Origin of the sequence: Sphingomonas sp. A2-49 (assembly GCF_025548555.1) — a bacterium.
Classification (GTDB): domain Bacteria; phylum Pseudomonadota; class Alphaproteobacteria; order Sphingomonadales; family Sphingomonadaceae; genus Sphingomonas.
This window is the reverse complement of record NZ_JAJLPA010000014.1, coordinates 1-22,023: the sequence shown is the minus strand read 5'-3', so window position 1 is coordinate 22,023 and position 22,023 is coordinate 1. Positions and strand designations below refer to the sequence as shown.

Here is a 22,023-nt window from a genome sequence, read left to right as displayed (position 1 = left end):
AGGCGCGTCCATCCGCAACGGATCGGGCGTGCAGGCGTTCGACGCAGGATTAGAGCGAGGGCAGCCATTCCATGACCGATACCCAGATCCAGACCCAGCCGAACGGGATCCACGAAGACGGTTCGCTGGAGCGCCTGACGATCGACACGATCCGCACGCTGTCGATGGATGCCGTGCAAAAGGCGAATTCGGGCCATCCCGGCACGCCGATGGCGCTGGCGCCGGTCGGCTATACCCTGTGGTCGCAGTTCCTGCGCTACGATCCGTCGAAGCCCGACTGGCCGAACCGCGATCGTTTCGTGCTGTCCGTCGGCCATGCGTCGATGCTGCTCTATTCGTTGATCCACCTCGCCGGGATCGAGGAGATCGACGCCGCGGGCAACAAGACCGGCCGCGCGGCGCTGACGCTCGACGACCTGAAGGGCTTTCGCCAGCTCGCCTCGCGCACGCCCGGCCACCCCGAATACCGTCACACCACGGGGGTCGAGACGACGACCGGGCCGCTCGGCGCGGGCTGTTCGAATTCGGTCGGCATGGCGATCGCCGAGCGCTGGCTTGCGGCGCGCTACAACCGGCCCGGCTTCACGCTGTTCGACCATGACATCTACACGCTGTGCGGAGACGGCGACATGATGGAGGGTGTGTCAGCCGAGGCGGCGAGCCTCGCCGGGCACCTCAAGCTGTCCAACCTCTGCTGGATCTACGACAGCAACCACATCTCGATCGAGGGCGGCACCGACCTCGCCTTCGACGAGGATGTCGGGCTGCGCTTCCAGGCCTATGGCTGGAACGTCATCCACCTCGACGATGCCAACGATACCAAGGCCTTCGCGAAGGCGATCGAGACGTTCAAGGCGACCGACGACCGGCCGACCTTCATCGTCGTCCATTCGGTGATCGGCTGGGGCAGCCCCAAGGCCGGCAGCGAGAAGGCGCATGGCGAGCCGCTGGGCGAAGACAATGTTCGCGCCACGAAGCGGGCCTATGGCTGGCCGGAGGACAAGGACTTCTTCGTCCCCGACGGCGTCGCCGCGCATTTCCACGATGCCATCGCCGATCGCGGCACGACGCTGCGCCAGGAATGGGAGGCGCTGTTCGAGGGTTATCGCGGCGCGCATGCCGAGCTCGCCGCCGAACTGGATTTGATGCTGAAGGACGAACTGCCGCAGGGCTGGGACGCCGACATCCCGGAATTCCCGGCCGACGAAAAGGGTCTCGCCAGCCGCGACTCCGGCGGCAAGGTGTTGAACGCGCTGGCGAAGCGCGTCCCATGGCTGATCGGCGGATCCGCCGATCTCGCGCCGTCGACCAAGACCGACATCAAGGGCGCGCCGTCGTTCGAGGCGGACAATTACGGCGGCCAGAACTTCCACTTCGGCGTCCGCGAACACGGCATGGGCGGCGTCGTCAACGGCATGACGCTGTCGCACCTGCGCAGCTACGGCTCCACCTTCCTGGTGTTCGCCGACTATATGCGCGCGCCCATCCGCCTGTCGGCGATCATGGAGCTGGCCAGCGTCTGGGTCTTCACCCATGATTCGATCGGCGTCGGCGAGGATGGCCCGACCCACCAGCCGATCGAGCACCTCGCGACGCTCCGCGCCATCCCGGGCCTCGACACGATCCGCCCCGGCGACGCGAACGAGGTCGCCTATGCCTGGCGCGCCGCGCTGGAGGACGCCAGCCGGCCGACCGCGCTTATCTTCTCGCGCCAGGCGCTGCCGACGCTCGACCGCGGCACCTATGCCCCCGCCGAGGGCACGCTGAAGGGCGGCTACGTCCTTGCCGACTGCGACGGAACGCCCGACGTGATCCTGATCGGCACGGGCAGTGAACTGGCGCTCGTCGTCAAGGCGCACGAGGCGCTGCGCGCCGACGGGGTGAAGAGCCGCGTCGTGTCGATGCCGAGCTGGTATCGCTACGAACTGCAATCGGAAGAGTACAAGGAAAGCGTGCTGCCTTCGGCGGTCCCGTCGCGCCTGGCCGTCGAGCAGGCGGGCGAGATGGGATGGCACCGCTACGTCGGGCTGAAGGGGCGGACGGTCACCATGTCGACGTTCGGTGCCTCCGCCCCCATATCCAAGCTGCAGGACAAATACGGCTTCACCGTCGACAATGTCGTCAAGGTGGCGCGCGAGATGCTGGAGAAGAACAATGGGTAAGCTGGCCGACCTGTCCGCCGCGGGGACCGCGGTGTGGCTCGACTTCGTCGATCGCAAGTTTCTGGAGGCCGGCGGTCTCAAGACGCTGGTGGAGGAGGACGGCCTGACCGGCGTCACCTCCAACCCGTCGATCTTCGAAAAGGCGATGGGCCATGGCGACGCCTATGACGCCAGCCTCGCCGACTATGACCGCGAGCATCCCGGCGCGGCGACGATCGACCGCTACGAGCATCTGGCGATCCAGGACATCAAGGCGGCGGCGGAAACGCTTCGCCCGGTCTATGACCGGCTCGATGCACGCGATGGCTATGTCAGCCTCGAAGTGTCGCCCTATATCGCCGACGACACCGACGCGACGATCGCCGAGGCGGAGAAGCTGTGGCATGCCGTCGACCGCCCGAACCTGATGATAAAGATCCCCGGCACGCCGGCCGGCGCACCGGCGATCAGCGCGACGATCGCCAAGGGGATCAACGTCAACGTCACGCTTCTGTTCGCGCTCGACGCCTATGTCCGCGTCGCCGAAGCCTATGCCACGGGGCTCGAGGAACGCGTCCGGCAGGGGCAGCCGATCGACCGGATCGCCAGCGTCGCCAGCTTCTTCGTCAGCCGCATCGATGCGATGATCGACAAGGAGATCGACCGCCGCGTCGCCGACAACGATCCCGAGGCGGAGACGCTCAGGTCCCTGCGCGGCAAGGTCGCCATCGCCAACGCCAAGATGGCGTACCAGTGGTTCCTCGATTTCGAGAGGTCGGATCGGTGGCAGGCGCTCGCCGCCAAGGGTGCGCAGCCGCAGCGCCTGCTCTGGGCGTCGACCGGGGTGAAGGACAAGGCCTATGCGGACACGCTCTACGTCGACACGCTGATCGGCCGCGACACCGTCAACACGATGCCGCCCGCCACGATGGACGCCTTCCGCGAGCGCGGGACGGTGGCCGACACGCTGACCGCGGACGTCGACGACGCCCGCCGCGTGCTGGCGGAGGCGGAGCGGCTGGGCCTCGACCTCGGCGGCGTGACCGATACGCTGGTCGAACAGGGCGTCGCGTCCTTCGCGAAGGCGTTCGACGACCTGCTGGGATCGATCGCGGCCAAGCAGCCGGCGACGGCGTGATCCGGTGCCCCGCCCATGACCGGGTGGGGCAACGGTCTGCGCCCCGGACCCTTTCCGGGGGTCCGCTTCGGGGCGGGAAGGGCGGCCGGAGACTGGCTCGTGACCCCCGCGATCCGGTAGCCCCGGACACGTCCGGGTGACGGAGGGGCGACGGTTTCACCCTCCCTTTGACCCACTTTCGTGACCTTCCGCGGCCCGTGGCGCCGCCACCCGCAACCCAACCGCCTTCGCCCCGTTTAGCCCCCATCACCGCAGAAGCAGGACAGCAGACATGAAGATCGGACTGATCGGCCTCGGCCGCATGGGCGGCAATATCGCACGGCGGCTGATGAAGGCGGGGCACGAGATCGTCGCCTACGATCGCAGCGCCGATGCGGTGCAGGCGCTGGCGAAGGACGGTGCGATCCCCGCTATTTCGCTCGACGACGTGCGCGGCAAGCTCGACCAGCCGGCGATCTGGTGGGTGATGCTGCCCGCCGGCGGCCCGACAGAGGATACGATCGCCGCGATCGGCGAGGGCGCGCGCGACGGCGACATCGTCATCGACGGCGGCAACAGCTTCTACAAGGACGACATCCGCCGCGCGAAGGCGCTGGCGGACAAGGGCGTCCATTATGTCGACGTCGGCACGTCGGGCGGCGTCTGGGGGCTGGAGCGCGGCTATTGCATGATGATCGGCGGCGATGCGGAGACGGTGACGCTGCTCGACCCCGTGTTCGACGCGCTCGCCCCCGGCCTCGGCACGATCCCGCGCACGCAGGGGCGGATCGCCGGCGAGGTCGACGAGCGCGCGGAGAAGGGCTATATCCACGCCGGCCCCGCCGGTGCCGGTCATTTCGTCAAGATGGTCCACAACGGCATCGAATACGGCCTGATGCAGGCCTATGCCGAGGGGTTCGACATCCTGAAGTCGAAGAACAGCGACAAGCTGCCCGAGGACGAGCGCTTCGACCTCAACATGACCGACATCGCCGAGGTCTGGCGGCGTGGCAGCGTCATTTCGTCGTGGCTGCTCGATCTCACCGCGCTCGCGCTCGCCAAGGACGAAAAGCTGGAAGGCTTTTCGGGCAGCGTCGCCGATTCGGGCGAGGGCCAGTGGACGATCGACGCGGCGATGGAGGAAAAGGTGCCGGCGAACGTCCTCACCGCCTCGCTGTTCGCGCGCTATCGCAGCCGGATCGAGCACACCTATGGCGACAAGGTGCTGTCGGCGATGCGCTTCGGCTTCGGCGGGCACGTCGAGATGCCGCAGTGAGCGCTGACGAACAGGCCATCCGGCTGGTCGTGTCCGACATCGACGGCACGCTGGTCGACAAGCAGAAGGTGCTGACGCAGGCCACCGTCGACGCGGTCCGGCGGCTGGAGGACGCCGGCGTCGGCTTCACCGTCATCAGCGCGCGGCCGATGTCGGGGATCATGCCGATCGCGGAGGCGCTGGCGATCGACGCGCCGATGGCGGCGTTCAACGGCGGCATCCTGTTCCGCCGCGACGGCAGCGTCACGGAACACCACGTCATCGACGCTGGCGTCACCGCCGGCGTGATGGCGATCGCCGCGGACAGCGCGGTCGACACATGGGTGTTCGCCGACAATCTGTGGTACGCCTCGACCGACGCCGGCGAGCATGTCGCGCACGAGCGGCTGGCGTCGAACCAGGATCCGATCGTCACCACCGACTTTTCCGACCTGATCGATCACGCCGACAAGGTGACCTTCGTCAGCGACGATCATGCGATGCTCGCCGACCTCGCCGAGCGGTGCAAGGCGGGGCATGGTACGGATGCCACCATCGCGCAGAGCCAAGTTTACTACCTCGACGTCACAGCGCTCGCCGCCAACAAGGGCGACGGCCTGATCGCGCTGGCGGCGACGTTCGACCAGCCGCTGGACGCGGTGGCGGTGCTCGGCGACCAGTTTAACGACGTGCCGATGCTCGAACGCGCCGGCCTCGCCATCGCGATGGGCAACGCGCCCGATCCGGTGAAACAGATCGCGCATCGGGTAACCACCGGCAACGACGCCGACGGCGTCGCGCACGCGATCGACACGATCATCTTGCCCCGTATTGGAGTTTCCGCATGAAAGACCTGGTTGCCTTCGACCTCGACGGAACGCTGGCCGAGAGCAAGCAGCCCTTGCAGGCGCCGATGGGCGAGGCGCTCGCCGACCTGCTCGGCGTCGCGCACGTCGCGGTGATCTCCGGGGGCGACTGGCCGCAGTTCCAGAAGCAGGTCGCCAGCCGCCTGCCGGAGCGGGCCGACCTGTCGCGGCTGTGGCTGATGCCGACCACCGGCACCAAGCTGTATACCCATCGCGACGGCGCTTGGAGCCCGGTCTATGCCGAGCTGTTCGACGACGACACCAAGGCGCGTATCCTGAAGGCGTTCGACGAATCGCTCGAAGCGACCGGCTTCACCCCGGAGCGGACCTGGGGCGAGCGGATCGAGGATCGCGGCAGCCAGATCACCTTCTCCGCGCTCGGCCAGGAAGCGCCGATCGCCGAAAAGGAGCATTGGGACCCCAAGTTCGAAAAGCGCAAGGTGATCCAGGCCGACCTCAAGCAGCGCCTGCCGGGCCTGTCGATCAACATGGGCGGCGCGACGTCGATCGACATCACGCGCGAGGGCGTCGACAAGGCCTATGGCCTCAAGAAGCTGCGCGACGAGAGCGGCATCGCGCTCGACAAGATGATGTTCATCGGCGACGCGATCTTCCCCGGCGGCAACGATTATCCCGCGAAGGAACTGGGTCTCGACACGGTCCGCGTGCGCGATCCGGAGGAAACGATCTCGGTCGTCACCGCGATCGTCGCCTGTCAGAAGTGACGGACTGACACCTGGGTTAGGGGCGGAAGCCTTGCGATACCGCCACCTGCTCCGCGGCCTGCTGACTGCCGCCGCGGCGACCGGTGCCGGGGCAGCGGAGCCGCTTGGCCCTGTTTGGCATCGCGGTGATGTGTCGGTGGTCGTCACCCGATGTCCTCCGGGGGGCGACCATGACGCCAGTTGCCGCGCGGTCGAGGTTCGCCGCGCCGGTCGCGTCGTCCGGCTCGGCGGGGGATATCGGGCGGTGTCGATCATGCCCATCCCGGCGGCGCGGCCGGGGCAGCCTGCGGTGGTGGTGCTGGGCGACGACGGCGGGTCGGGCGGGGAGGGCGACCTGTTCGCGTTGACCACCGACCCTGAAATCTCGGTCGCCCGGTTGAGGGGAGAGCGGATCGACGGTGCCGTCGTGCATCCGGTCGCAGGGCGATTGGCGCTCGATCTGTCCTTCGACATCGAATATTTCAACGGTGCGCCGCATGCCGCCGTATCGATCGTCCGGATGCCGGTGGTCTGGCGGGAGGGCGATTTCGCCGCCGACCTCACCGCAATGGTCCGGCGACCGGCGAAGGTGGATATGCTGGCGATGCGGCGCGAGCTGGCCGGCTGGGCCGCCGACGCTGGCCGTCCTGCACGCCTGTTCCCGCCGCAGGCAAGCAATGGAACGCCCGGCACCGTCCGGGCTCTCGCCGCGCTCATCCTTTCGGGCCACGCCGCCGCCGCACGCGCCGCCTTGCATCGAGCATGGCCGCGCGACACGCGCGGCATGACGATCGGTGGGGAGGGGGCCTTCTGGTCAGCGGTCTGTCGGCAGATGGTGCGTCATCTCTGGTGGAGCCGGTTCGGGCTCGATCGCCTTCCCCAGGCGGCGCTCGTCCGCGCCGCCGCCGGCGGTTTGCGGGCATAGGACGTCGATATGGAAATGGGCGCCCGGTTTACCGAGCGCCCATGCCTGTATCGCGTGCCTCTGGCGCATGGCGCGTCGCGTTCGACGGTCTACGCGCGATCGCTGGCCGACAGCCCGGCGCGACGATGTCGCACCGGCTGCCGGCCGACAGCCTTACGCGCTGTAATACATATCGTATTCCACCGGGCTCGGCGTCATTTCCCAACGCGCGACCTCGGCCCACTTCACCTCGACATAGGCTTCGATCTGGTCCTTGGTGAACACGTCGCCCTTCAGCAGGAAATCGTGATCCGCGGTCAGGCAATCGAGCGCCTCGCGCAGCGACGCGCAGACGGTCGGCACTTCCGCCAGTTCCGCCGGCGGCAGGTCGTACAGGTTCTTGTCCATCGCCTCGCCGGGATGGATCTTGTTCTGGATGCCGTCCATGCCGGCCATCATCAGCGCCGCATAGGCGAGATAGGGGTTGGCCATCGCATCGGGGAAGCGGATCTCGACGCGCTTCGCCTTGGGGCCGGTGCCATAGGGGATACGGCAGGATGCCGAGCGGTTGCGCGCCGAATAGGCGAGCAGCACCGGCGCCTCATAGCCCGGCACCAGCCGCTTGTAGCTGTTCGTCGTCGGGTTGGTGAAGGCGTTGACCGCCTTGGCGTGCTTGATGACGCCGCCGATGAAATACAGGCACATTTCCGACAGGCCGGCATAGCCCTCCCCCGCGAACAGCGGGGTCTTGCCGTTCCAGATCGAGAAATGGGTGTGCATGCCCGATCCGTTGTCTTCCTTGATCGGCTTGGGCATGAACGTCGCCGACTTGCCATAGGCATGCGCGACCTGGTGCACGACGTATTTGTAGATCTGCATGCGGTCGGCGGTGGTGGTCAGCGTGCCGAAGGTCATCCCCAGCTCGTGCTGCGCGGCGGCGACCTCGTGGTGGTGCTTGTCGCAGGGCAGGCCCATCTCGATCATCGTCGACACCATCTCGGCGCGGATGTCGACGGCGCTGTCGACCGGGGCGACGGGGAAATAGCCGCCCTTGGCGCGCGGACGATGGCCCAGGTTGCCGCCTTCATAGGCGCGGCCGGTGTTGGTCGGCAGCTCGATATCGTCGATCTTGAAATAGGATTCGGCGTAGTTCGTGTCGAACTGCACGTTGTCGAACATGAAGAATTCGGCTTCCGGCCCGACGTAGACGGTGTCGCCGATCCCCGTGGTCTTCAGATACGCCTCGGCGCGCTTGGCGGTCGAGCGCGGATCGCGCGCGTAGAGTTCGCCGGTCGACGGCTCGACCACGTCGCAGAACACGATCAGCATCGGCGTCGCCGAGAACGGATCGGTGTAGACCGCGTCCAGATCGGGCTTCAGCACCATGTCGGATTCGTTGATCGCCTTCCAGCCCTCGATCGACGATCCGTCGAACATCAGGCCGTCGGTCAGCTCGTCCTCGCCGATCAGGCCGGCGACCATGGTGAGGTGCTGCCATTTGCCCTTGGGGTCGGTGAAGCGCAGATCGACCCACTCGATCTCCTCTTCCTTGATCTTGCTCAGGATGTCGTTGGCAGTGGCAGCCATGTGCTCTTCTCTTTCGTGTTGACGATGCGTCGGGAAATCGGATGGCGGGGGGAAATCAGATCGCGGCCTCGTCGCGCTCGCCGGTGCGGATGCGCAGCGCGGCCTCGACGGGGATGACGAAGATCTTGCCGTCGCCGATGCGCCCCGTCTGCGCGGCGGCGGCGATCGCCTCCACCACGCGTTCGGCGAGCGCGTCCTCGACGACGACCTCCAGCTTCACCTTGGGCAGGAAATCGACGACATATTCGGCGCCGCGATACAATTCGGTGTGGCCCTTCTGCCTGCCGAAGCCCTTGGCCTCGGTCACGGTGATGCCGCTGACGCCGATCTCGTGCAGCGCTTCCTTCACCTCATCCAGCTTGAACGGCTTGATGATGGCTTCGACCTTCTTCACCGGAATGCGCCCCTCGACTGAACCCTCGCCCCGAGCGCGGGTGTTGCACCAAACGTGCCAGCCCGCGCCCCTCCGGGCAATGCGGATTCGGCGCGATCTGCTGCCTGCGGAACGGGCAGCGGCGGGTGCACTGCCCGTTGTTCGGGCATGGCGGGCGGACCGGGGATCAGAGGAGGGTCAGCACGCGCTCGGGCGGGCGGGCGAGGACGACGCCCCGTTCGGTTTCGACCAGCGGACGCTGGATCACGATCGGATCGGTCGCCATCGCCTCCAGGATCGCCGCGTCGTCCTTGTCGGCCAGCGCCACGGCCGCGGGTTCGCTCATGCGCAGCCCGTCGCGCGGGCGCAGGCCCGCACGGGCGTAGAGGCGCGACAGGTCGGCGACGGTCGGCGGGGTCTTCAGATATTCGACGATGGTGACGTCGGCACCCGCTTCGGTGAGCAGCGCGAGTACGGCGCGCGAGGTGCCGCACCGCGGGTTGTGGTAGATGGTCGCGTTCACGGCGTCGTCTGTCCTTTCCGCCACGCATCGAGGGCGCTGCGATAGGGGGTGGAGGCGCGCAGCCGCGCCAGATAGCGGATCGGTCGGCGGCTGCCCCACGGCAACCCCTCGGCCGCGTAGCCGCCCCGCGCGCCGCAACTCGCCTGGCACGACCCGCCGTGATCGTCGAGGTTCAGCCAGCCGCGCCGGCGCGACAGCGTCATGTGGCAGCCGGCGGGTTCGGCGCCCGGCGGCACGCGATAGTCGAGGCGCGCCCCCCGCGCCCGCGCGATGCCGCTCAGACCGCAGCTGTGGCCGTTGAAGAAGGCGAGTTCGATGCGGAAATAGGCGTGGGACCGATCGACCGGCACGATCTCGACCACGTCGTCGCTCCAATACGCGCCGCCGTCGACGTCGCTGTTGGCGAAATGGTGCGAATAGCGTCCCGCCAGCGCGCGGACGGGATCGGGAACGGCGGCGGGCCCCGCCGCGACGGACAGCGTCGCGACCAGGCCCGCCGCGATCAGCCGGCCTGTCGCGCCAGCCATTCTTCCAGCCACTTGATCGTGTACTGGCCCTCCTGGAACTCCGGATCGTCGAGCAGCGCCTGGTGGAGCGGGATCGTCGTCGTCGGCCCCTCGATCACGAATTCCTCCAGCGCGCGCCGCAGCCGGCGCAGCGCACCCGCGCGGGTGGTGCCGTAGACGATCAGCTTGGCGATCATCGAATCGTAATAGGGCGGCACCCGATAGCCCGCGTACAGGCCGCTATCGACGCGCACGTGCATGCCGCCGGGCGCGTGATATTGCTTCACGAGGCCGGGGGAGGGAGCGAAGGTGCGCGGATCCTCCGCATTGATGCGGCATTCGATCGCATGGCCGCGAAACTGCACGTCTTCCTGGCGCAGCGTCAGCGGATGGCCTTCGGCGATGCGGATCTGTTCGCGGACGAGGTCGAGGCCGGTAATCATCTCGGTCACCGGATGCTCCACCTGCAGCCGGGTGTTCATCTCGATGAAGTAGAATTCGCCGTCTTCCCACAGGAATTCGATCGTGCCCGCGCCGCGATAGCCCATGTCGGCCATCGCCCGGGCGCAGATGCCGCCGATCCGCTCGCGATCCTCCTGCCCCAGGACGGGGGAGGGGGCTTCCTCCAGCACCTTCTGGTGGCGGCGTTGCAGCGAACAGTCGCGTTCGCCCAGATGGATCGCGTTGCCTTCACCGTCGCCGAACACCTGGATCTCGATATGGCGCGGATTGCCGAGATACTTTTCGAGGTAGACCGTGGCGTCGCCGAACGCGGCCTTGGCCTCGCTGCCGGCCTGTTGCATCAGCGTTTCGAGCTCGTCCTCGGACGTGCACACCTTCATGCCACGGCCGCCGCCGCCCGACGCCGCCTTGATGATGACGGGATAGCCGGCCCTGGCGGCGATCGCCTTCGCTTCGGCGATGTCGCTGATCGCGCCGTCGGAACCGGGAACCAGCGGCAGGCCGAGCGCGCCGGCGGTGCGCTTTGCCTCGATCTTGTCGCCCATCGTGCGGATGTGTTCGGGCTTGGGCCCGACGAAAAGCAGGTTGTGCAGCTCGACGATCTCGGCGAAGCGGGCGTTCTCGCTGAGGAAGCCATAGCCCGGATGGATCGCGTCGGCGCCGCTGATCTCCGCCGCCGAGATGATGTTGGGAATGTTGAGATAGCTCTCGGTCGCCGCCGGCGGCCCGATGCAGATCGCCTCGTCGGCAAGGCGGACGTGCATGGCGTCGGCATCGGCGGTGGAATGCACCGCGACGGTCTTGATGCCCATTTCGTGGCACGCGCGATGGATGCGCAGCGCGATCTCGCCACGGTTGGCGATCAGCAGCTTCTTGATCTGTCGCTTGGGGGTCGAGGACACGGGCGCTTACTCGACCACCACGAGCGGCTGGTCGAATTCGACCGGCTGGCCGTTCTCGATCAGGATCTGGCGGACGACGCCGGCCGACGGCGCGGTGATCGGGTTCATCACCTTCATCGCCTCGACGATCAGCAGCGTGTCGCCCGCCGCGACGGTCTGGCCGACCGCGACGAAGGGCTTGGCGCCCGGCTCCGCCGACAGGTAGCAGGTGCCGACCATCGGCGACTTGACCGCGTTGGCCGTGCTGGCGGGTGCCATCGCGCCCGCTTCCGCGGCGACCGGTGCGACCGCTGCGACGGGGGGCATGGCCATCGGCTGGGGCGGGGCATATTGCACCGGCGCGGCCTGTGCCGCCTTGCGCGCGACGCGGATCTTGCGGTCGCCTTCCTCCACCTCGATCTCGGTCAGATGGGTGGCGTCGAGCAGTTCGGCGAGCTGGCGCACGAGGTTCACGTCGACCTGCATGGCACCAGAAGAAGTCTGTTCAGTCATGGGGACGCCTCCTGTCAGAAGCGCGCCGCCGCTTCAAGCGCAAGGGTGTAGGACAGCGCGCCGAAACCGGCGATCGTGCCCCTGGCGGCGCGGCTTACGTAGCTGATGTGGCGGAATTCCTCGCGGGCGTGCGGGTTGGACAGGTGGACCTCGATCACGGGCGTGCGGATGCCCTTGATCGCGTCGTGCACGGCCACCGACGTATGGGTGAAGGCGCCCGCGTTGAGGATCACCGCCTTCGCGCCGCGCGCCTGCGCCTCGTGCAGCCAGTCGACGAGGTGCCCTTCGTGATTGGACTGGCGCATGTCGATTTCGAGGTCGAGTTCGCGCGCCCGGTCCTCGAGCTGCCCGGCGATGTCGTCGAGCGTATCGCTGCCGTAGATCTCCGGCTCGCGAGTGCCGAGCAGGTTGAGGTTGGGGCCGTTGAGGACGTAGATCGTGTCGGTCATGCCGCCGGCTTATCGTTGTTTTGCGGGGCGCGCAAAGCGGGGTGCTGGCACGCGAAGACTGAAGAGAAGAATGGTTCGCGCGGAGGCGCGGAGGCGCGGAGGCGCGGAGAAGAAGAAAAGGAGCCGCGCGCAGCGCTCTCCTTGCCCGCGTAGGAATTGAAGGCCCGCTGCCGCGGGCGGGACATCCTCCGCGCCTCCGCGCCTCCGCGTGAACCAGTCCTCTGCTTGGCGGCCTCGCGTGATTCCGATCCGCCAAAGGTGGACACTCGGGACAGGGTGCCTAGATGGAAGCCATCAAGGAGTGACAGCCGCATGCCGCACAGCGACGGAACCGTATCGATCACCGTGAACGGAGAGCACAAGCGGGTCGCGGCCGGCCTCAGCCTCGCCGATCTCGCGTCCGAGCTGGGGCTGATCCCCGAAAAGGTGGCGGTGGAGCGCAATCTGGAGATCGTGCCCCGCTCGACCCTCGCCGACGTCCGCGTCGAGGATGGCGACGACCTGGAGATCGTCACCTTCGTCGGCGGCGGCGATCACCCGAAACCGATTGCCGACGATAGCTGGACGGTGGCGGGGCGCACCTTTCGCTCGCGCCTGATCGTCGGCACCGGCAAGTACAAGGACTTCGCGCAGAACGCCGCCGCGCTGGAGGCATCGGGGGCGGAGATCGTCACCGTCGCGGTTCGGCGGGTCAATATCTCCGATCGCAGCCAGCCGCTGCTGATGGACTATATCGATCCGAAGACGGTCACCTACCTTCCCAACACCGCCGGCTGTTTCGATGCCGAAAGCGCGATCCGGACGCTGCGGCTGGCGCGCGAGGCGGGCGGCTGGGACCTCGTCAAGCTGGAGGTGCTGGGCGAGGCGAAGACGCTGTACCCCGACATGCACGAGACGCTGCGCGCGACCGAGGTGCTGGCGAACGAAGGCTTCAAGCCGATGGTCTATTGCGTCGACGATCCGATCGCGGCGAAGCGGCTGGAGAATGCCGGCGCGGTGGCGATCATGCCGCTGGGCGCGCCGATCGGCTCGGGCCTCGGCATCCAGAACCGCATCACCATCCGGCTGATCGTCGAGGGCGCCGGCGTGCCGGTGCTGGTCGATGCCGGCGTCGGCACCGCGTCCGATGCCGCGGTCGCGATGGAGCTGGGCTGCGACGGCGTGCTGATGAACACTGCGATCGCCGAGGCGAAGGACCCGGTGATGATGGCCGCCGCGATGAAATCCGCGGTCGAGGCGGGGCGGCTCGCCTATCGCGCCGGGCGCATGGGCCAGCGGCGCTACGCCGATCCGTCGAGCCCGCTGGCGGGGCTGATCTGACCGTCTGACGGATTTGTCACGGAACCGGTCCGAGTTAGACCCGTTTATTCCCCCGACAGATCAAGCGGACCGGCTGGCGGTCCGCAGTCATGGCAGGAGGTCCTCATGGGCGAACTCACCGACAAGATCAAAGGCACGGTCAACGAGGCCATCGGCAATGCCAAGGAAGCGATCGGCAAGCACACCGACAACGCCGACCTGACCGCCGAGGGCCAGGCCCAGCAGGTCGAGGGCAAGGGCGAGAAGGTCAAGGGCAGCGTCAAGGGCGCGCTCGGCGACGATATCTGAGCCAAGGCTTTAGTGACAGGAAGGGCCGTCCCGGGGAAGCGGGGCGGCCCTTTCCGTATGGCGGCGCGTGCCGCCGGGAAACAGGGGAAGACGACATGAACAAGACGATGGGTGCCGTGGCACTGGGCGCGATGGCGCTGGCATTGACCGCCTGCGGCGGCAAGGGCGACGACAAGCTGGGCAGCCAGGTCGAGGCCGCGGCGGACAACCGCGCCGATGCGATGGAAGCGACCGCCGACAATCTCGAGGCGCAGGCCACGCAGGTGCGCAAGAGCGGCGACCAGCAGGCCGACGCGATCGACGACGCCGACGTCAATGCCGCCGCGATGACCGACGACCAGAAGGCCGCGCTGGTCAACGGCAGCGAAAAGCTTCGCTGACGGGCGATGACGGCGATCGCGGCGTCAGCGCGCCGCGATCGCCGTCAATGTCGTGCCGGCCGTAATGACCTCGATGTCCGTCCGGAGGTGCAGCAGCCGGACGCCGCGCCGGTCCTGCGCACGGGCGAGCGCGGGGGCGAAGTCCTCGGTCCGCTCGACCGTTTCCGCCCAGCATCCGAAGGCGCGGGCGAGCGCGGCGAAGTCGGGGTTGGCGAGCGCCGTTCCTGTCACGCGGCCGGGGAATTCGCGCTCCTGGTGCATGCGGATCGTGCCGTAACCGCCATTGTCGATCACCAGCACGAGCAGCGACGCGTCGTGCTGGACCGCGGTCGCGAGCTCCTGTCCGTTCATCAGGAAACAGCCGTCGCCGGCGAGTGCCACCACCTGGCGGTCGGGATGGCGCAGCGCCGCGGCGATCGCCGCGGGCAGGCCATAGCCCATCGCGCCCGCGGTCGGCGCGAGCTGCGTGCCGGGGGCGGCATAGGGCCAATAGCGGTGCCACCAGCCGCTGTAATTGCCTGCGCCATTGCAGATGATCGTGTCGGCGGGCAGCGTCTCGCGCATCGCCGCGACGCACGGGCCGAGGTCCATGGCGACCCCGACGCGCGCGATCGGCGTCGACCAGGCGCGCCAGTCCGCATGCGCATCCGCACCACCCGCATGCGGAGGGCCGTCGATCGCGGCGAGCGCCTCGGCGAAATCGGCCATGCCGGCGCAGATGGCGAGGTCGGTGCGATAGGTCCGGCCGAGCTCGTCGGGATCGGGGTGGACGTGGACCAGCCGCTGGCCGGGATGGTCGGGGGTGACGAGCGCATAGCCGTCGGTCGTCGCCTCGCCGAGGCGTGGCCCCGCGACGATCAGCAGGTCGGCGGCCTTCACCCGGTCGACGAGTTTCGGGTTGGGGCCGTAGCCGAGGTTGCCCGCATAGCTGGGGCAGGCGTTGGGGATCGCGTCCTGGCGCCGGAAGGCGGCGGCCACGGGTACGCCGGTACGGTCGGCCCAGGCGGCGAAATCGTCCGCCGCGAGGCCGTTCCAGCCGGCGCCGCCGACGATCGCCAGCGGCCGTTCGGCGGTCGCGAGCATGTCCGCCAGCCGGTCCATCGCCGCATCGTCGCACGCCTGCGCCATGCGCTCGACCAGCGGGCGATCGACGGCGACCACCGCGTCGAGCAGCATGTCCTCGGGCAGGGCGAGGACCACGGGGCCGGGGCGGCCGTTCATCGCGACGGCATAGGCGCGCGCGACATATTCGGGGATGCGCGCGGCATCGTCGATCCGCGCCGCCCATTTGGCAAGCGGCGCGAACATCGCCTGGAAATCGACCTCCTGAAACGCCTCGCGGTCGCGCGTGCCGCGATCGACGTCGCCGATGAACAGGATCATCGGCTGCGAATCCTGCCGTGCGACGTGCACGCCGATCGACGCGTTGGTCGCGCCCGGCCCGCGGGTGACGAAGGCGATGCCGGGGCGGTGCGTCAGCGTGCCCTCGGCACAGGCCATGAACGCCGCGCCGCCTTCCTGGCGACAGACGACGGTCCGGATCGCGGGCGTGTCGTGCAGCGCGTCGAGCACCGCGAGGAAGCTTTCCCCCGGAACGGTGAAGATGCGCTCGCAACCCTGGGCGAGCAGCTGGTCGACCAGGATGCGGCCGCCGGTACGTGTGGGTCTCTCCATCGCGCCAATGTGACGGCTCGGGCGACGCAAGTCGAGCAACCGACGGGCGATTAATCGTCCGTCCGCCCCGCCGCCCCCGATCGGGAGGCGGCAGTGCGGGTCAGACGCGGGGGCGGTTGCCGAAGTCGAACCAGCCGGGCCGGCTGTCGGCTGGATAAGCCGGTCGCGCCGCACGGGCGGCCGGGCGGCCGGTGAACCGCTCGGTCAGCGTCGGCGCGGCGGCGACGGGGGCGGTGGCGACCGGGGCAGCGGCGACCGGGGCTGCCGCGACCGGCACCACCTCGGCGGCTTTCGCCAGCCGCGCGTTGTCGCGTTCGAGGTCGGCGATGCGGCGGTTTGCGTCGGCGAGCGCGGTGTCGCCCTGCTTGCGATAGCCGGCATGCGCCTCGCGCTCCGCGGCGTAGCGCGTCTTCCACTTGCGGCCGCCGCTGCTGCTGGCGAGGCCGAAGAACCAGCCTGCGATCAGGCACAGCGCCAGTGCGGCGAATTGCGTGGTCGTCGTGAACAGCATCGTAGGAGCCCTCCTGTTACGGGGGCATAACGATGGCGGTGGGCGTTGGTTCACATCATGCCCGCGGATCGCGGCCCGACGCCGCGATCCGCGAGGATCGGTTCAGAACGCGTCGCTGATCGAACAGGCCGCCGGGCCGAGGATGACGATGAACAGCGTCGGCAGGATGAACAGGATCAGCGGGATGGTCATGATCGCCGGAAGCCGCGCGGCCTTTTCCTCGGCGCGCATCATCCGTTCGTTACGGAATTCACCCGACAGCACGCGCAGCGCGGAGGCGAGGGGGGTGCCGTATTTCTCGGTCTGGATCATCGTCGTGACGACGCCCTTCACCGCATCGAGATCGACGCGGGTGGCGAGGTTCTCGAACGCCTGGCGCCGTTCGGTGAGAAAGCCCAGCTCGATCGCGGTCAGGGTGAACTCGTCGCCCAGTTCCGGATAGGCGCGCCCCAGTTCCTTGGCGACGCGGTGGAAGGCGGCGTCGACGGTCAGCCCCGCCTCGGCGCAGATCACCAGCAGGTCGAGCGCATCGGGCAGACCCTTGCGGATCGCATGGCTGCGCTTGGTGATCTTGTTCTTGAGGAAGATGTCCGGCGCCTTGTACGCAAGGATGAACGTGACCGCGACGAGGCCGTAGCGCTTCAGCGCCGACCAGGCCGGGAAATAGTCGAGGCCGTAGACGATCAGCACCATCAGGCCGCCGAACACGATCGGCAGCGCGAGACGCCCGAAGATCACGCCGACCGCCCATTCCTTGGACCGGATGCCGGCCTGCATCAGCTTGACCTGCGCGTCCTTGACCTGGCTGTCCTGCAACACCTTGAGCGACGACAGCAGGCTGCGCATGCGGTCGGTGGTGTCGTTGCGCTGCACCAGCTTGGCGCGGCGCTTGGTCGAGGCGGTGATGCCCGCCTTCAGCTGCTCGCGGCGGTCGTTCAGCGCCTTCACGCGCTTGCTCATGGGATCGCCGACCGTGGTCACGGCATAGATGGCGACCATCACGGCGAAGGCGGCGACGCCCGACAGGATCGTCGCGACCCACAATACGTCGATGCCCATCAACGTCGGTCCGGAAGACTGCATGTCGTATCTACCCGATCAGATTTCGAAGCTGACCATCTTGGCCATGATGAAGACGCCGATGCCCATCCAGACGAGCCCGCCGATGCCAGTGATGATGAGGCGCGGATCGACGAAGAAGTTCGCCATATAGCCCTGGTTGATGACCCAGATCATCGAGAAGACGATGAACGGCAGCGATCCGACGATATAGGCCGACGCCTTCGATTCGGACGACATCGCCTTGATCTTCAGCTTCATCTGCGCGCGCTGGCGCAGCACCGTGGCGAGGTTGGCGAGCGTTTCGGCAAGGTTGCCGCCGGTTTCGCGCTGGATCGCGATGGTGATGACGAAGAACTGGAACTCCGGCGTGCCGAGCCGGTCGGCGGTGTCCTGCAACGCCGCGTCCATCGACTTGCCGATCTTCATCTTGTCGGAGATCATGCGGAATTCCTCGCCGACCGGCCCCTCGACCTCGGCGCCGATGATGCCCACCGTTTCGGTGACGGGCAGGCCGGAGCGCAGGCCGCGGACGAGCAGTTCGATCGCGTCGGGGAATTTCGTCGTGAACCTGGTGACGCGGCGCTTGATGAAATAGCCGACCAGCTTGTGCGGCAGCCCGGCGCCGACCGCGACGCCCGCCAGCAGCGCGAGCAGGACGGGTGCGCCCTTCATGAGCAGCAGCCCGCCGACGACGACGATCAGGCCCGCGCTGACCATGCCGTACTGGCCGACGGTCCAGTCCTTGCCGGTCATCGCCAGCCGCTTGGCGAGCTGTGCCGGGTTGGGCAGCAACCGGCCGAAGGCGACGTCGGTCTTCGTCTGGACGCGCCCCGCGGCGATGCGGCGCATCTGCGCATCGACGACGGTCGCGCCGTCGCCGTGCCGTTCGCGGAGCGCCGCGATCCGGCGGGTCTGGGCGCGCTGCGGCGAGGGGCCGGCGAACGCGAACAGGACGAGGCCGAGCACGACGAGCCCGCCGAGGCCGATCATCAGGAGGGGGAACAGATCCATCGCGGCGCTTTTCGCCTCCGGTTCGCTTGGCCGCCGTCGGGCGGCGGTGGTTACTTGGCGGCGCGCCTGGGCAGCAGCGCCTGGAAGCCGCCGATCAGCGACTTGCCCTTGGGCTTGCCCGCCTTGCCGCCCTTGCCGGTGCCGTCCTTGCCGACGACCAGATCCTCGCCGATGCTGAGCACCTGGCGCGCGAGATCGAGGATCGGTGCGACCGTCTTCGAATTCTTGCCCGCCTCCGCCAGCGGTTTGCCGAGCTTCGCCGCCTGGGCCGCGAGCTTCTGGTCGAAGGGGATGACGTAATCGATCTTGCGCTCGATCGATCCTTCGAAATCCTTGCGGTTGATCTCCAGCTGGCCGCTGGCGTGCATGCGGTTCGCCACCACGGTGACCTGCGTCTGCGGTGCGTTGCTCTTCAGCCAGGACAGGATGCGGATCGTGTCACGCGCGGCGGCGAGCGTCAATTCGGTGACCACCACCGCGGCCTGGATCTCGCTGATGAGGTGCGGATGCTGGACCAGCATGCCGCGCGGCAGGTCGACCACGGTCGCCTCGAATGCGGCGCGCATCTCTTCCTGCAACTGGTAGAAGGCGCCGCCGTCGCTCATCAGCGGCGTGTTGATCGGCGCCTCGGCGGACAGCACGGCGAGCTTTTCGGTCGCCTTCACCATCGCACGTTCGATGAACAGGCCGTCGATGCGGCTGGGGTTCTCGATCGCATCGGTGAGGCCCCGGCCCGGTTCGAGGTCGAGCGTGAGCGCGCCGGTGCCGAAATGCACGTCGAGGTCGAGGAGCGCGGTCGATCGCTTCTCCTTCTCGCTGAGCAGCCAGGCGAGCGAGGTCGCGATCGTCGATGCACCGACGCCGCCGCGCGTGCCGATCACCGCGATCGCGCAATGCGGCCGGTCGACCACCGCCTCCGCCACCTTGGGCGCGTTGAGCATCGCCTGCGCATGGCCGAACGCCTCGCGCAACGCATCGGGATGCAGCGGTTTGAGCAGGTAATCCTGGATGCCGCTCGCGACGAGGTCGCGATAGAGGCGCACGTCGTTGACCTGACCGGCGGCGATCACCACCGTGCCGGGTTCGCAGACTTCGGCGAGCGCGTTGATGTCGTTCAGCGGATCGCCCGATTCGGCGAGGTCGACGAACAGGATCTGCGGACTGGCGGATACCGACAGCGACTGGACCGCGTTGCGCAGTCCGCCCTTGTTGACCTTGTCGACCGACCAGCCGAGCTCGGCGGCGATGGGGCGCAGGGTCTCGACCGTGGTGTCGTCGCAGACATAGGCGGCGAAGGGCTCGCGGTGGCCGACGCCGGCGGGCTTCCAGGGTGCGTTCATCTCACTTGCCTCCCGCGGATGCCAGCGCGCCCGCACCCGTCGCGGGCTTCTTGCGATACGCCTCGATCGCCTTGGTGTTGACCGCGGTGTCGGCGATCGTGTCGGGATCGGTGCCGCGGATCAGATCGCTCGGCCGCGCGATCATCGCGGCGAGGTTGGTGTTGGTCGCGCACCCGTAGTTGGACGAGGTGTTGGCATCGACTTCGTGGCTGCCGTCGCGGCTCCAGTCGGGGCAGCCGGGGACGCTCGCGCGCATCCGGCTGACGACGATCCGCAGCGTGCCGGGGGTCACCGGGGCGTTGGTCACCGGCCGTTCCTCCGACAGCAACAGGCCATAGCTGGCGACGAGGCCCGCCACTTCGTCGTGCGCGGGCGCGGCGCCATAGCCCGGGTCGTCGATCGCGACGCGGTCGCCGAAGCCGAGGTGCATCGTGTTCATCCAGCCCGCCAGCCGGCGACGCTCGCCCGCGGCGAGCCGCCCGCCCGCGGTGGCGAGGTCGAGCGCATAGTCGCTGCGCGACACCACCGGCTGGTGGACGGATTCGATGCCGTGGTTCTCGGTGCCCATGCACCCGCCGAGCAACAGGGCCGGCAGCGCGAGGGGTGCGAGACGGGCGAGGAGGTTCGAACGCTTGGTCATCGGAGCCATGTCCTTTTGCGCAGGCGGCGCGGGCAGCATCAGTTGGAGAAGCCGGGGGCGGGCGCCGCGCCGGTCTTTCTGGGCGTCGCACGGGTATCGGCGGCAACGACCGGGCCTTCGCGGCGCGGCTGGACGGGCAGGGCCGCCGCACGGCCGGTCACCGGCACCGGTGCGGCGGCGCCGATCGCGGGATCGGGACCGGGACCGCCGGGCGCGGCGACCGGGACCGGGCGCGGGCCCCCGCCACCGTTGCCGAGCTCGCCGAGCAGGATGCGCGCCGCGTCGCCCGGCGCGCGATAGCCGTCGGACGGCAGCGCGATCTGCGACGGGCTGTTCACCGGCTTCACCAGATAGGGGGTGATGATGATGACCAGCTCGGTCTCGTTGCGCTGGAAGCCGTTCGAGCGGAACAGCGCGCCGAGGATCGGCAGGTCGCCGAGGAAGGGCGTCTTCTGGATGTTGTTGTTGTGGCTGTTCTGGAGCAGCCCGCCGATCATCATGCTCTGGCCCGAGCCCAGTTCCAGCGTCGTTTCCGCACGCCGGCTGGTGATGCCGGGCACGCGCGTGCCGTTCAGCGTCACCGCGTTCGAATAGTCGAGCTGCGACACCTCCGGCCGGACGCGCAGCGAGATGCGGCCGTCGGACAGCACGGTCGGCGTATAGGCGAGGCTGACGCCATATTGCTTGTAGTCGACCGACACCGCGCCGAGGCCCTGTGCGATCGGGATCGGGATCTCGCCGCCGGCCAGGAAGGTCGCGGTCTCGCCCGACAGCGCGGTGAGGTTGGGATTGGCGAGCGTCGTCACCTGTCCGGTCGTCTCGCCGAGATCGATCGCGCTCAAGAGGTTGAGGCCGAGCAACTTGCCGGCGAGGCCGAGCGTGGTCGCACCGGCGGTGGCAAGGCCGCTGTTGTTGCCGGTCGGTGCCTGGTTGCCACCGACGAACAGGCCGCCGCCCGGCGTGTACAGCGTCGCCGCGCGACCCTGGCCGATGCCGAACTTGAACCCGCCCGAATTGTCGAACGACTGGAGGTTGACGCCGATGTTCTTGGCGAAGCCGCGGCTGACTTCCGCGATGCGGACCTGGAGGTTGACCTGGAGCGGGGTCGCGGTGCGGACGCGCGACAGGACCTTGGTCGCATCGCCGACATAGGCCTGGACCAGCCGTTCCGCTTCCGCGGCGTCGCCCGGACCCGCGACGGTGCCGGTCAGCAGCACGAGGCCGTTCATCGGCGTCGCGGTCAGCTGCGCATCGGGCATCGCGAGCTGGAGCATCGCGGCGATCGAATCGAGGTTGTTGCCGACGCGGACGGTGGTCGCATAGACGACCGCGCCACCCTTGGTGGTGGCGGAGATCGTCGTCTCGCCCGTCTTCTTGCCGAAGATGTAGAGCTGGGTCGGCGAACGGACCTGGACGTCGGCGACGTTCTCGTCCGCGACGAACACGTCGCTCATCGGCCGCGACAGCGTGACGAGGCGACCGCGGCCGGTATTGACCTGCACGACCGACGAACCGG

Annotated in this window: 22 protein-coding genes and 1 pseudogene; 9 read left to right on the top strand and 14 right to left on the bottom strand. The window is 68.2% G+C overall.

What is annotated here, in order from left to right:
* Nucleotides 1-71: 71 nt before the first annotated feature.
* The 6 genes and pseudogenes from tkt (at nucleotide 72) to LPN01_RS11905 (ending at nucleotide 7,008) form a co-directional block, all read left to right on the top strand.
* Nucleotides 72-2,162 carry a transketolase gene (tkt, locus tag LPN01_RS11930; protein ID WP_262828643.1) on the top strand — a complete coding sequence of 697 codons (2,091 nt, stop codon included), beginning with the start codon at nucleotides 72-74 and terminating at the stop codon, nucleotides 2,160-2,162.
* A complete protein-coding gene (gene tal, locus LPN01_RS11925) occupies nucleotides 2,155-3,279 on the top strand; it encodes a transaldolase (protein WP_262828642.1) in 1,125 nt (374 codons plus the stop codon). The genes tkt and tal overlap by 8 nt, the downstream gene beginning before the upstream one ends.
* 262 nt (nucleotides 3,280-3,541) lie before the next feature.
* A pseudogene (gnd, locus tag LPN01_RS11920) lies at nucleotides 3,542-4,534 on the top strand (phosphogluconate dehydrogenase (NAD(+)-dependent, decarboxylating)); the annotation flags it as partial.
* The gene (locus LPN01_RS11915; RefSeq protein ID WP_262828641.1) at nucleotides 4,531-5,361 is read left to right on the top strand and encodes a Cof-type HAD-IIB family hydrolase; all 831 of its coding nucleotides are present in this window, start codon (nucleotides 4,531-4,533) and stop codon (nucleotides 5,359-5,361) included. The pseudogene gnd and the gene LPN01_RS11915, both read left to right, overlap by 4 nt.
* Nucleotides 5,358-6,104: an HAD-IIB family hydrolase gene (locus tag LPN01_RS11910; RefSeq protein ID WP_262828640.1), complete on the top strand. Its 747-nt coding sequence runs from the start codon at nucleotides 5,358-5,360 to the stop codon at nucleotides 6,102-6,104. The genes LPN01_RS11915 and LPN01_RS11910 overlap by 4 nt, the downstream gene beginning before the upstream one ends.
* A gap of 130 nt (nucleotides 6,105-6,234) precedes the next feature.
* Nucleotides 6,235-7,008, top strand: a complete 774-nt coding sequence (locus tag LPN01_RS11905) for a hypothetical protein (RefSeq protein ID WP_262828639.1) — start codon at nucleotides 6,235-6,237, stop codon at nucleotides 7,006-7,008.
* A 153-nt stretch (nucleotides 7,009-7,161) separates the two neighbouring features.
* Here the strand turns inward: LPN01_RS11905 and glnA are convergent, their stop codons facing one another.
* The 7 genes from glnA to aroQ form a co-directional block, all read right to left on the bottom strand.
* Nucleotides 7,162-8,574, bottom strand: a complete 1,413-nt coding sequence (gene glnA / locus LPN01_RS11900) for a type I glutamate--ammonia ligase (RefSeq protein ID WP_262828638.1) — start codon at nucleotides 8,572-8,574, stop codon at nucleotides 7,162-7,164.
* A gap of 55 nt (nucleotides 8,575-8,629) precedes the next feature.
* Nucleotides 8,630-8,968: a P-II family nitrogen regulator gene (locus LPN01_RS11895; protein ID WP_262828637.1), complete on the bottom strand. Its 339-nt coding sequence runs from the start codon at nucleotides 8,966-8,968 to the stop codon at nucleotides 8,630-8,632.
* A 166-nt stretch (nucleotides 8,969-9,134) separates the two neighbouring features.
* On the bottom strand, nucleotides 9,135-9,470 hold the full coding sequence (locus tag LPN01_RS11890; protein WP_262828636.1) for an arsenate reductase family protein: 336 nt from the start codon (nucleotides 9,468-9,470) through the stop codon (nucleotides 9,135-9,137).
* Entirely contained in the window at nucleotides 9,467-9,997 is a 531-nt protein-coding gene (locus LPN01_RS11885) for a hypothetical protein (RefSeq protein WP_262828635.1), read from the bottom strand. Before LPN01_RS11885 ends, LPN01_RS11890 begins: the two co-directional genes overlap by 4 nt.
* The gene (gene accC / locus LPN01_RS11880) at nucleotides 9,973-11,340 is read right to left on the bottom strand and encodes an acetyl-CoA carboxylase biotin carboxylase subunit (protein WP_262828634.1); all 1,368 of its coding nucleotides are present in this window, start codon (nucleotides 11,338-11,340) and stop codon (nucleotides 9,973-9,975) included. The genes LPN01_RS11885 and accC overlap by 25 nt, the downstream gene beginning before the upstream one ends.
* A 6-nt stretch (nucleotides 11,341-11,346) precedes the next feature.
* On the bottom strand, nucleotides 11,347-11,832 hold the full coding sequence (gene accB / locus LPN01_RS11875; RefSeq protein WP_262828633.1) for an acetyl-CoA carboxylase biotin carboxyl carrier protein: 486 nt from the start codon (nucleotides 11,830-11,832) through the stop codon (nucleotides 11,347-11,349).
* A 14-nt stretch (nucleotides 11,833-11,846) separates the two neighbouring features.
* On the bottom strand, nucleotides 11,847-12,281 hold the full coding sequence (gene aroQ, locus LPN01_RS11870; protein ID WP_262828632.1) for a type II 3-dehydroquinate dehydratase: 435 nt from the start codon (nucleotides 12,279-12,281) through the stop codon (nucleotides 11,847-11,849).
* A gap of 312 nt (nucleotides 12,282-12,593) precedes the next feature.
* On the opposite strand from aroQ, the gene thiS reads away from it, so the two are divergent.
* The 3 genes from thiS (at nucleotide 12,594) to LPN01_RS11850 (ending at nucleotide 14,269) form a co-directional block, all read left to right on the top strand.
* The gene (gene thiS, locus LPN01_RS11860) at nucleotides 12,594-13,601 is read left to right on the top strand and encodes a sulfur carrier protein ThiS (protein WP_316747833.1); all 1,008 of its coding nucleotides are present in this window, start codon (nucleotides 12,594-12,596) and stop codon (nucleotides 13,599-13,601) included.
* 105 nt (nucleotides 13,602-13,706) lie between these two features.
* Nucleotides 13,707-13,889, top strand: a complete 183-nt coding sequence (locus tag LPN01_RS11855) for a CsbD family protein (RefSeq protein ID WP_262828631.1) — start codon at nucleotides 13,707-13,709, stop codon at nucleotides 13,887-13,889.
* Nucleotides 13,890-13,984: 95 nt separating this feature from the next.
* The gene (locus LPN01_RS11850) at nucleotides 13,985-14,269 is read left to right on the top strand and encodes a hypothetical protein (RefSeq protein WP_262828630.1); all 285 of its coding nucleotides are present in this window, start codon (nucleotides 13,985-13,987) and stop codon (nucleotides 14,267-14,269) included.
* Between the two features lie 24 nt (nucleotides 14,270-14,293).
* Here the strand turns inward: LPN01_RS11850 and LPN01_RS11845 are convergent, their stop codons facing one another.
* The 7 genes from LPN01_RS11845 to LPN01_RS11815 form a co-directional block, all read right to left on the bottom strand.
* Nucleotides 14,294-15,943 carry a thiamine pyrophosphate-binding protein gene (locus LPN01_RS11845; protein WP_262828629.1) on the bottom strand — a complete coding sequence of 550 codons (1,650 nt, stop codon included), beginning with the start codon at nucleotides 15,941-15,943 and terminating at the stop codon, nucleotides 14,294-14,296.
* A gap of 100 nt (nucleotides 15,944-16,043) precedes the next feature.
* Nucleotides 16,044-16,454 (bottom strand): hypothetical protein, encoded by a 411-nt coding sequence (locus LPN01_RS11840; RefSeq protein ID WP_262828628.1) that lies wholly within the window; start codon nucleotides 16,452-16,454, stop codon nucleotides 16,044-16,046.
* A gap of 102 nt (nucleotides 16,455-16,556) precedes the next feature.
* A complete protein-coding gene (locus LPN01_RS11835; RefSeq protein ID WP_262828627.1) occupies nucleotides 16,557-17,537 on the bottom strand; it encodes a type II secretion system F family protein in 981 nt (326 codons plus the stop codon).
* Between the two features lie 15 nt (nucleotides 17,538-17,552).
* Nucleotides 17,553-18,527, bottom strand: a complete 975-nt coding sequence (locus tag LPN01_RS11830; RefSeq protein WP_262828626.1) for a type II secretion system F family protein — start codon at nucleotides 18,525-18,527, stop codon at nucleotides 17,553-17,555.
* 50 nt (nucleotides 18,528-18,577) lie between these two features.
* Nucleotides 18,578-19,867, bottom strand: coding sequence for a CpaE family protein (locus LPN01_RS11825; protein WP_262828625.1), 1,290 nt, complete (start codon nucleotides 19,865-19,867; stop codon nucleotides 18,578-18,580).
* 1 nt (nucleotide 19,868) lies between these two features.
* Nucleotides 19,869-20,507, bottom strand: coding sequence for a CpaD family pilus assembly protein (locus LPN01_RS11820; protein ID WP_316747826.1), 639 nt, complete (start codon nucleotides 20,505-20,507; stop codon nucleotides 19,869-19,871).
* A gap of 38 nt (nucleotides 20,508-20,545) precedes the next feature.
* The coding region (locus LPN01_RS11815) for a type II and III secretion system protein family protein (protein ID WP_262828623.1) at nucleotides 20,546-22,023 on the bottom strand (1,478 nt) is incomplete at its 5' end.

What these genes read in the sequence shown, in the direction of transcription:
- tkt (WP_262828643.1), top strand. Translation starts at nt 72, where the DNA reads ATGACCGATACCCAGATCCAGACCCAGCCGAACGGGATCCACGAAGAC.
- tal (WP_262828642.1), top strand. Translation starts at nt 2,155, where the DNA reads ATGGGTAAGCTGGCCGACCTGTCCGCCGCGGGGACCGCGGTGTGGCTC.
- LPN01_RS11910 (WP_262828640.1), top strand. Translation starts at nt 5,358, where the DNA reads ATGAAAGACCTGGTTGCCTTCGACCTCGACGGAACGCTGGCCGAGAGC.
- glnA (WP_262828638.1), bottom strand. Translation starts at nt 8,574, where the DNA reads ATGGCTGCCACTGCCAACGACATCCTGAGCAAGATCAAGGAAGAGGAG.
- LPN01_RS11885 (WP_262828635.1), bottom strand. Translation starts at nt 9,997, where the DNA reads ATGGCTGGCGCGACAGGCCGGCTGATCGCGGCGGGCCTGGTCGCGACG.
- accB (WP_262828633.1), bottom strand. Translation starts at nt 11,832, where the DNA reads ATGACTGAACAGACTTCTTCTGGTGCCATGCAGGTCGACGTGAACCTC.
- aroQ (WP_262828632.1), bottom strand. Translation starts at nt 12,281, where the DNA reads ATGACCGACACGATCTACGTCCTCAACGGCCCCAACCTCAACCTGCTC.
- thiS (WP_316747833.1), top strand. Translation starts at nt 12,594, where the DNA reads ATGCCGCACAGCGACGGAACCGTATCGATCACCGTGAACGGAGAGCAC.
- LPN01_RS11855 (WP_262828631.1), top strand. Translation starts at nt 13,707, where the DNA reads ATGGGCGAACTCACCGACAAGATCAAAGGCACGGTCAACGAGGCCATC.
- LPN01_RS11850 (WP_262828630.1), top strand. Translation starts at nt 13,985, where the DNA reads ATGAACAAGACGATGGGTGCCGTGGCACTGGGCGCGATGGCGCTGGCA.
- LPN01_RS11845 (WP_262828629.1), bottom strand. Translation starts at nt 15,943, where the DNA reads ATGGAGAGACCCACACGTACCGGCGGCCGCATCCTGGTCGACCAGCTG.
- LPN01_RS11840 (WP_262828628.1), bottom strand. Translation starts at nt 16,454, where the DNA reads ATGCTGTTCACGACGACCACGCAATTCGCCGCACTGGCGCTGTGCCTG.
- LPN01_RS11835 (WP_262828627.1), bottom strand. Translation starts at nt 17,537, where the DNA reads ATGCAGTCTTCCGGACCGACGTTGATGGGCATCGACGTATTGTGGGTC.
- LPN01_RS11830 (WP_262828626.1), bottom strand. Translation starts at nt 18,527, where the DNA reads ATGGATCTGTTCCCCCTCCTGATGATCGGCCTCGGCGGGCTCGTCGTG.
- LPN01_RS11825 (WP_262828625.1), bottom strand. Translation starts at nt 19,867, where the DNA reads ATGAACGCACCCTGGAAGCCCGCCGGCGTCGGCCACCGCGAGCCCTTC.
- LPN01_RS11820 (WP_316747826.1), bottom strand. Translation starts at nt 20,507, where the DNA reads ATGACCAAGCGTTCGAACCTCCTCGCCCGTCTCGCACCCCTCGCGCTG.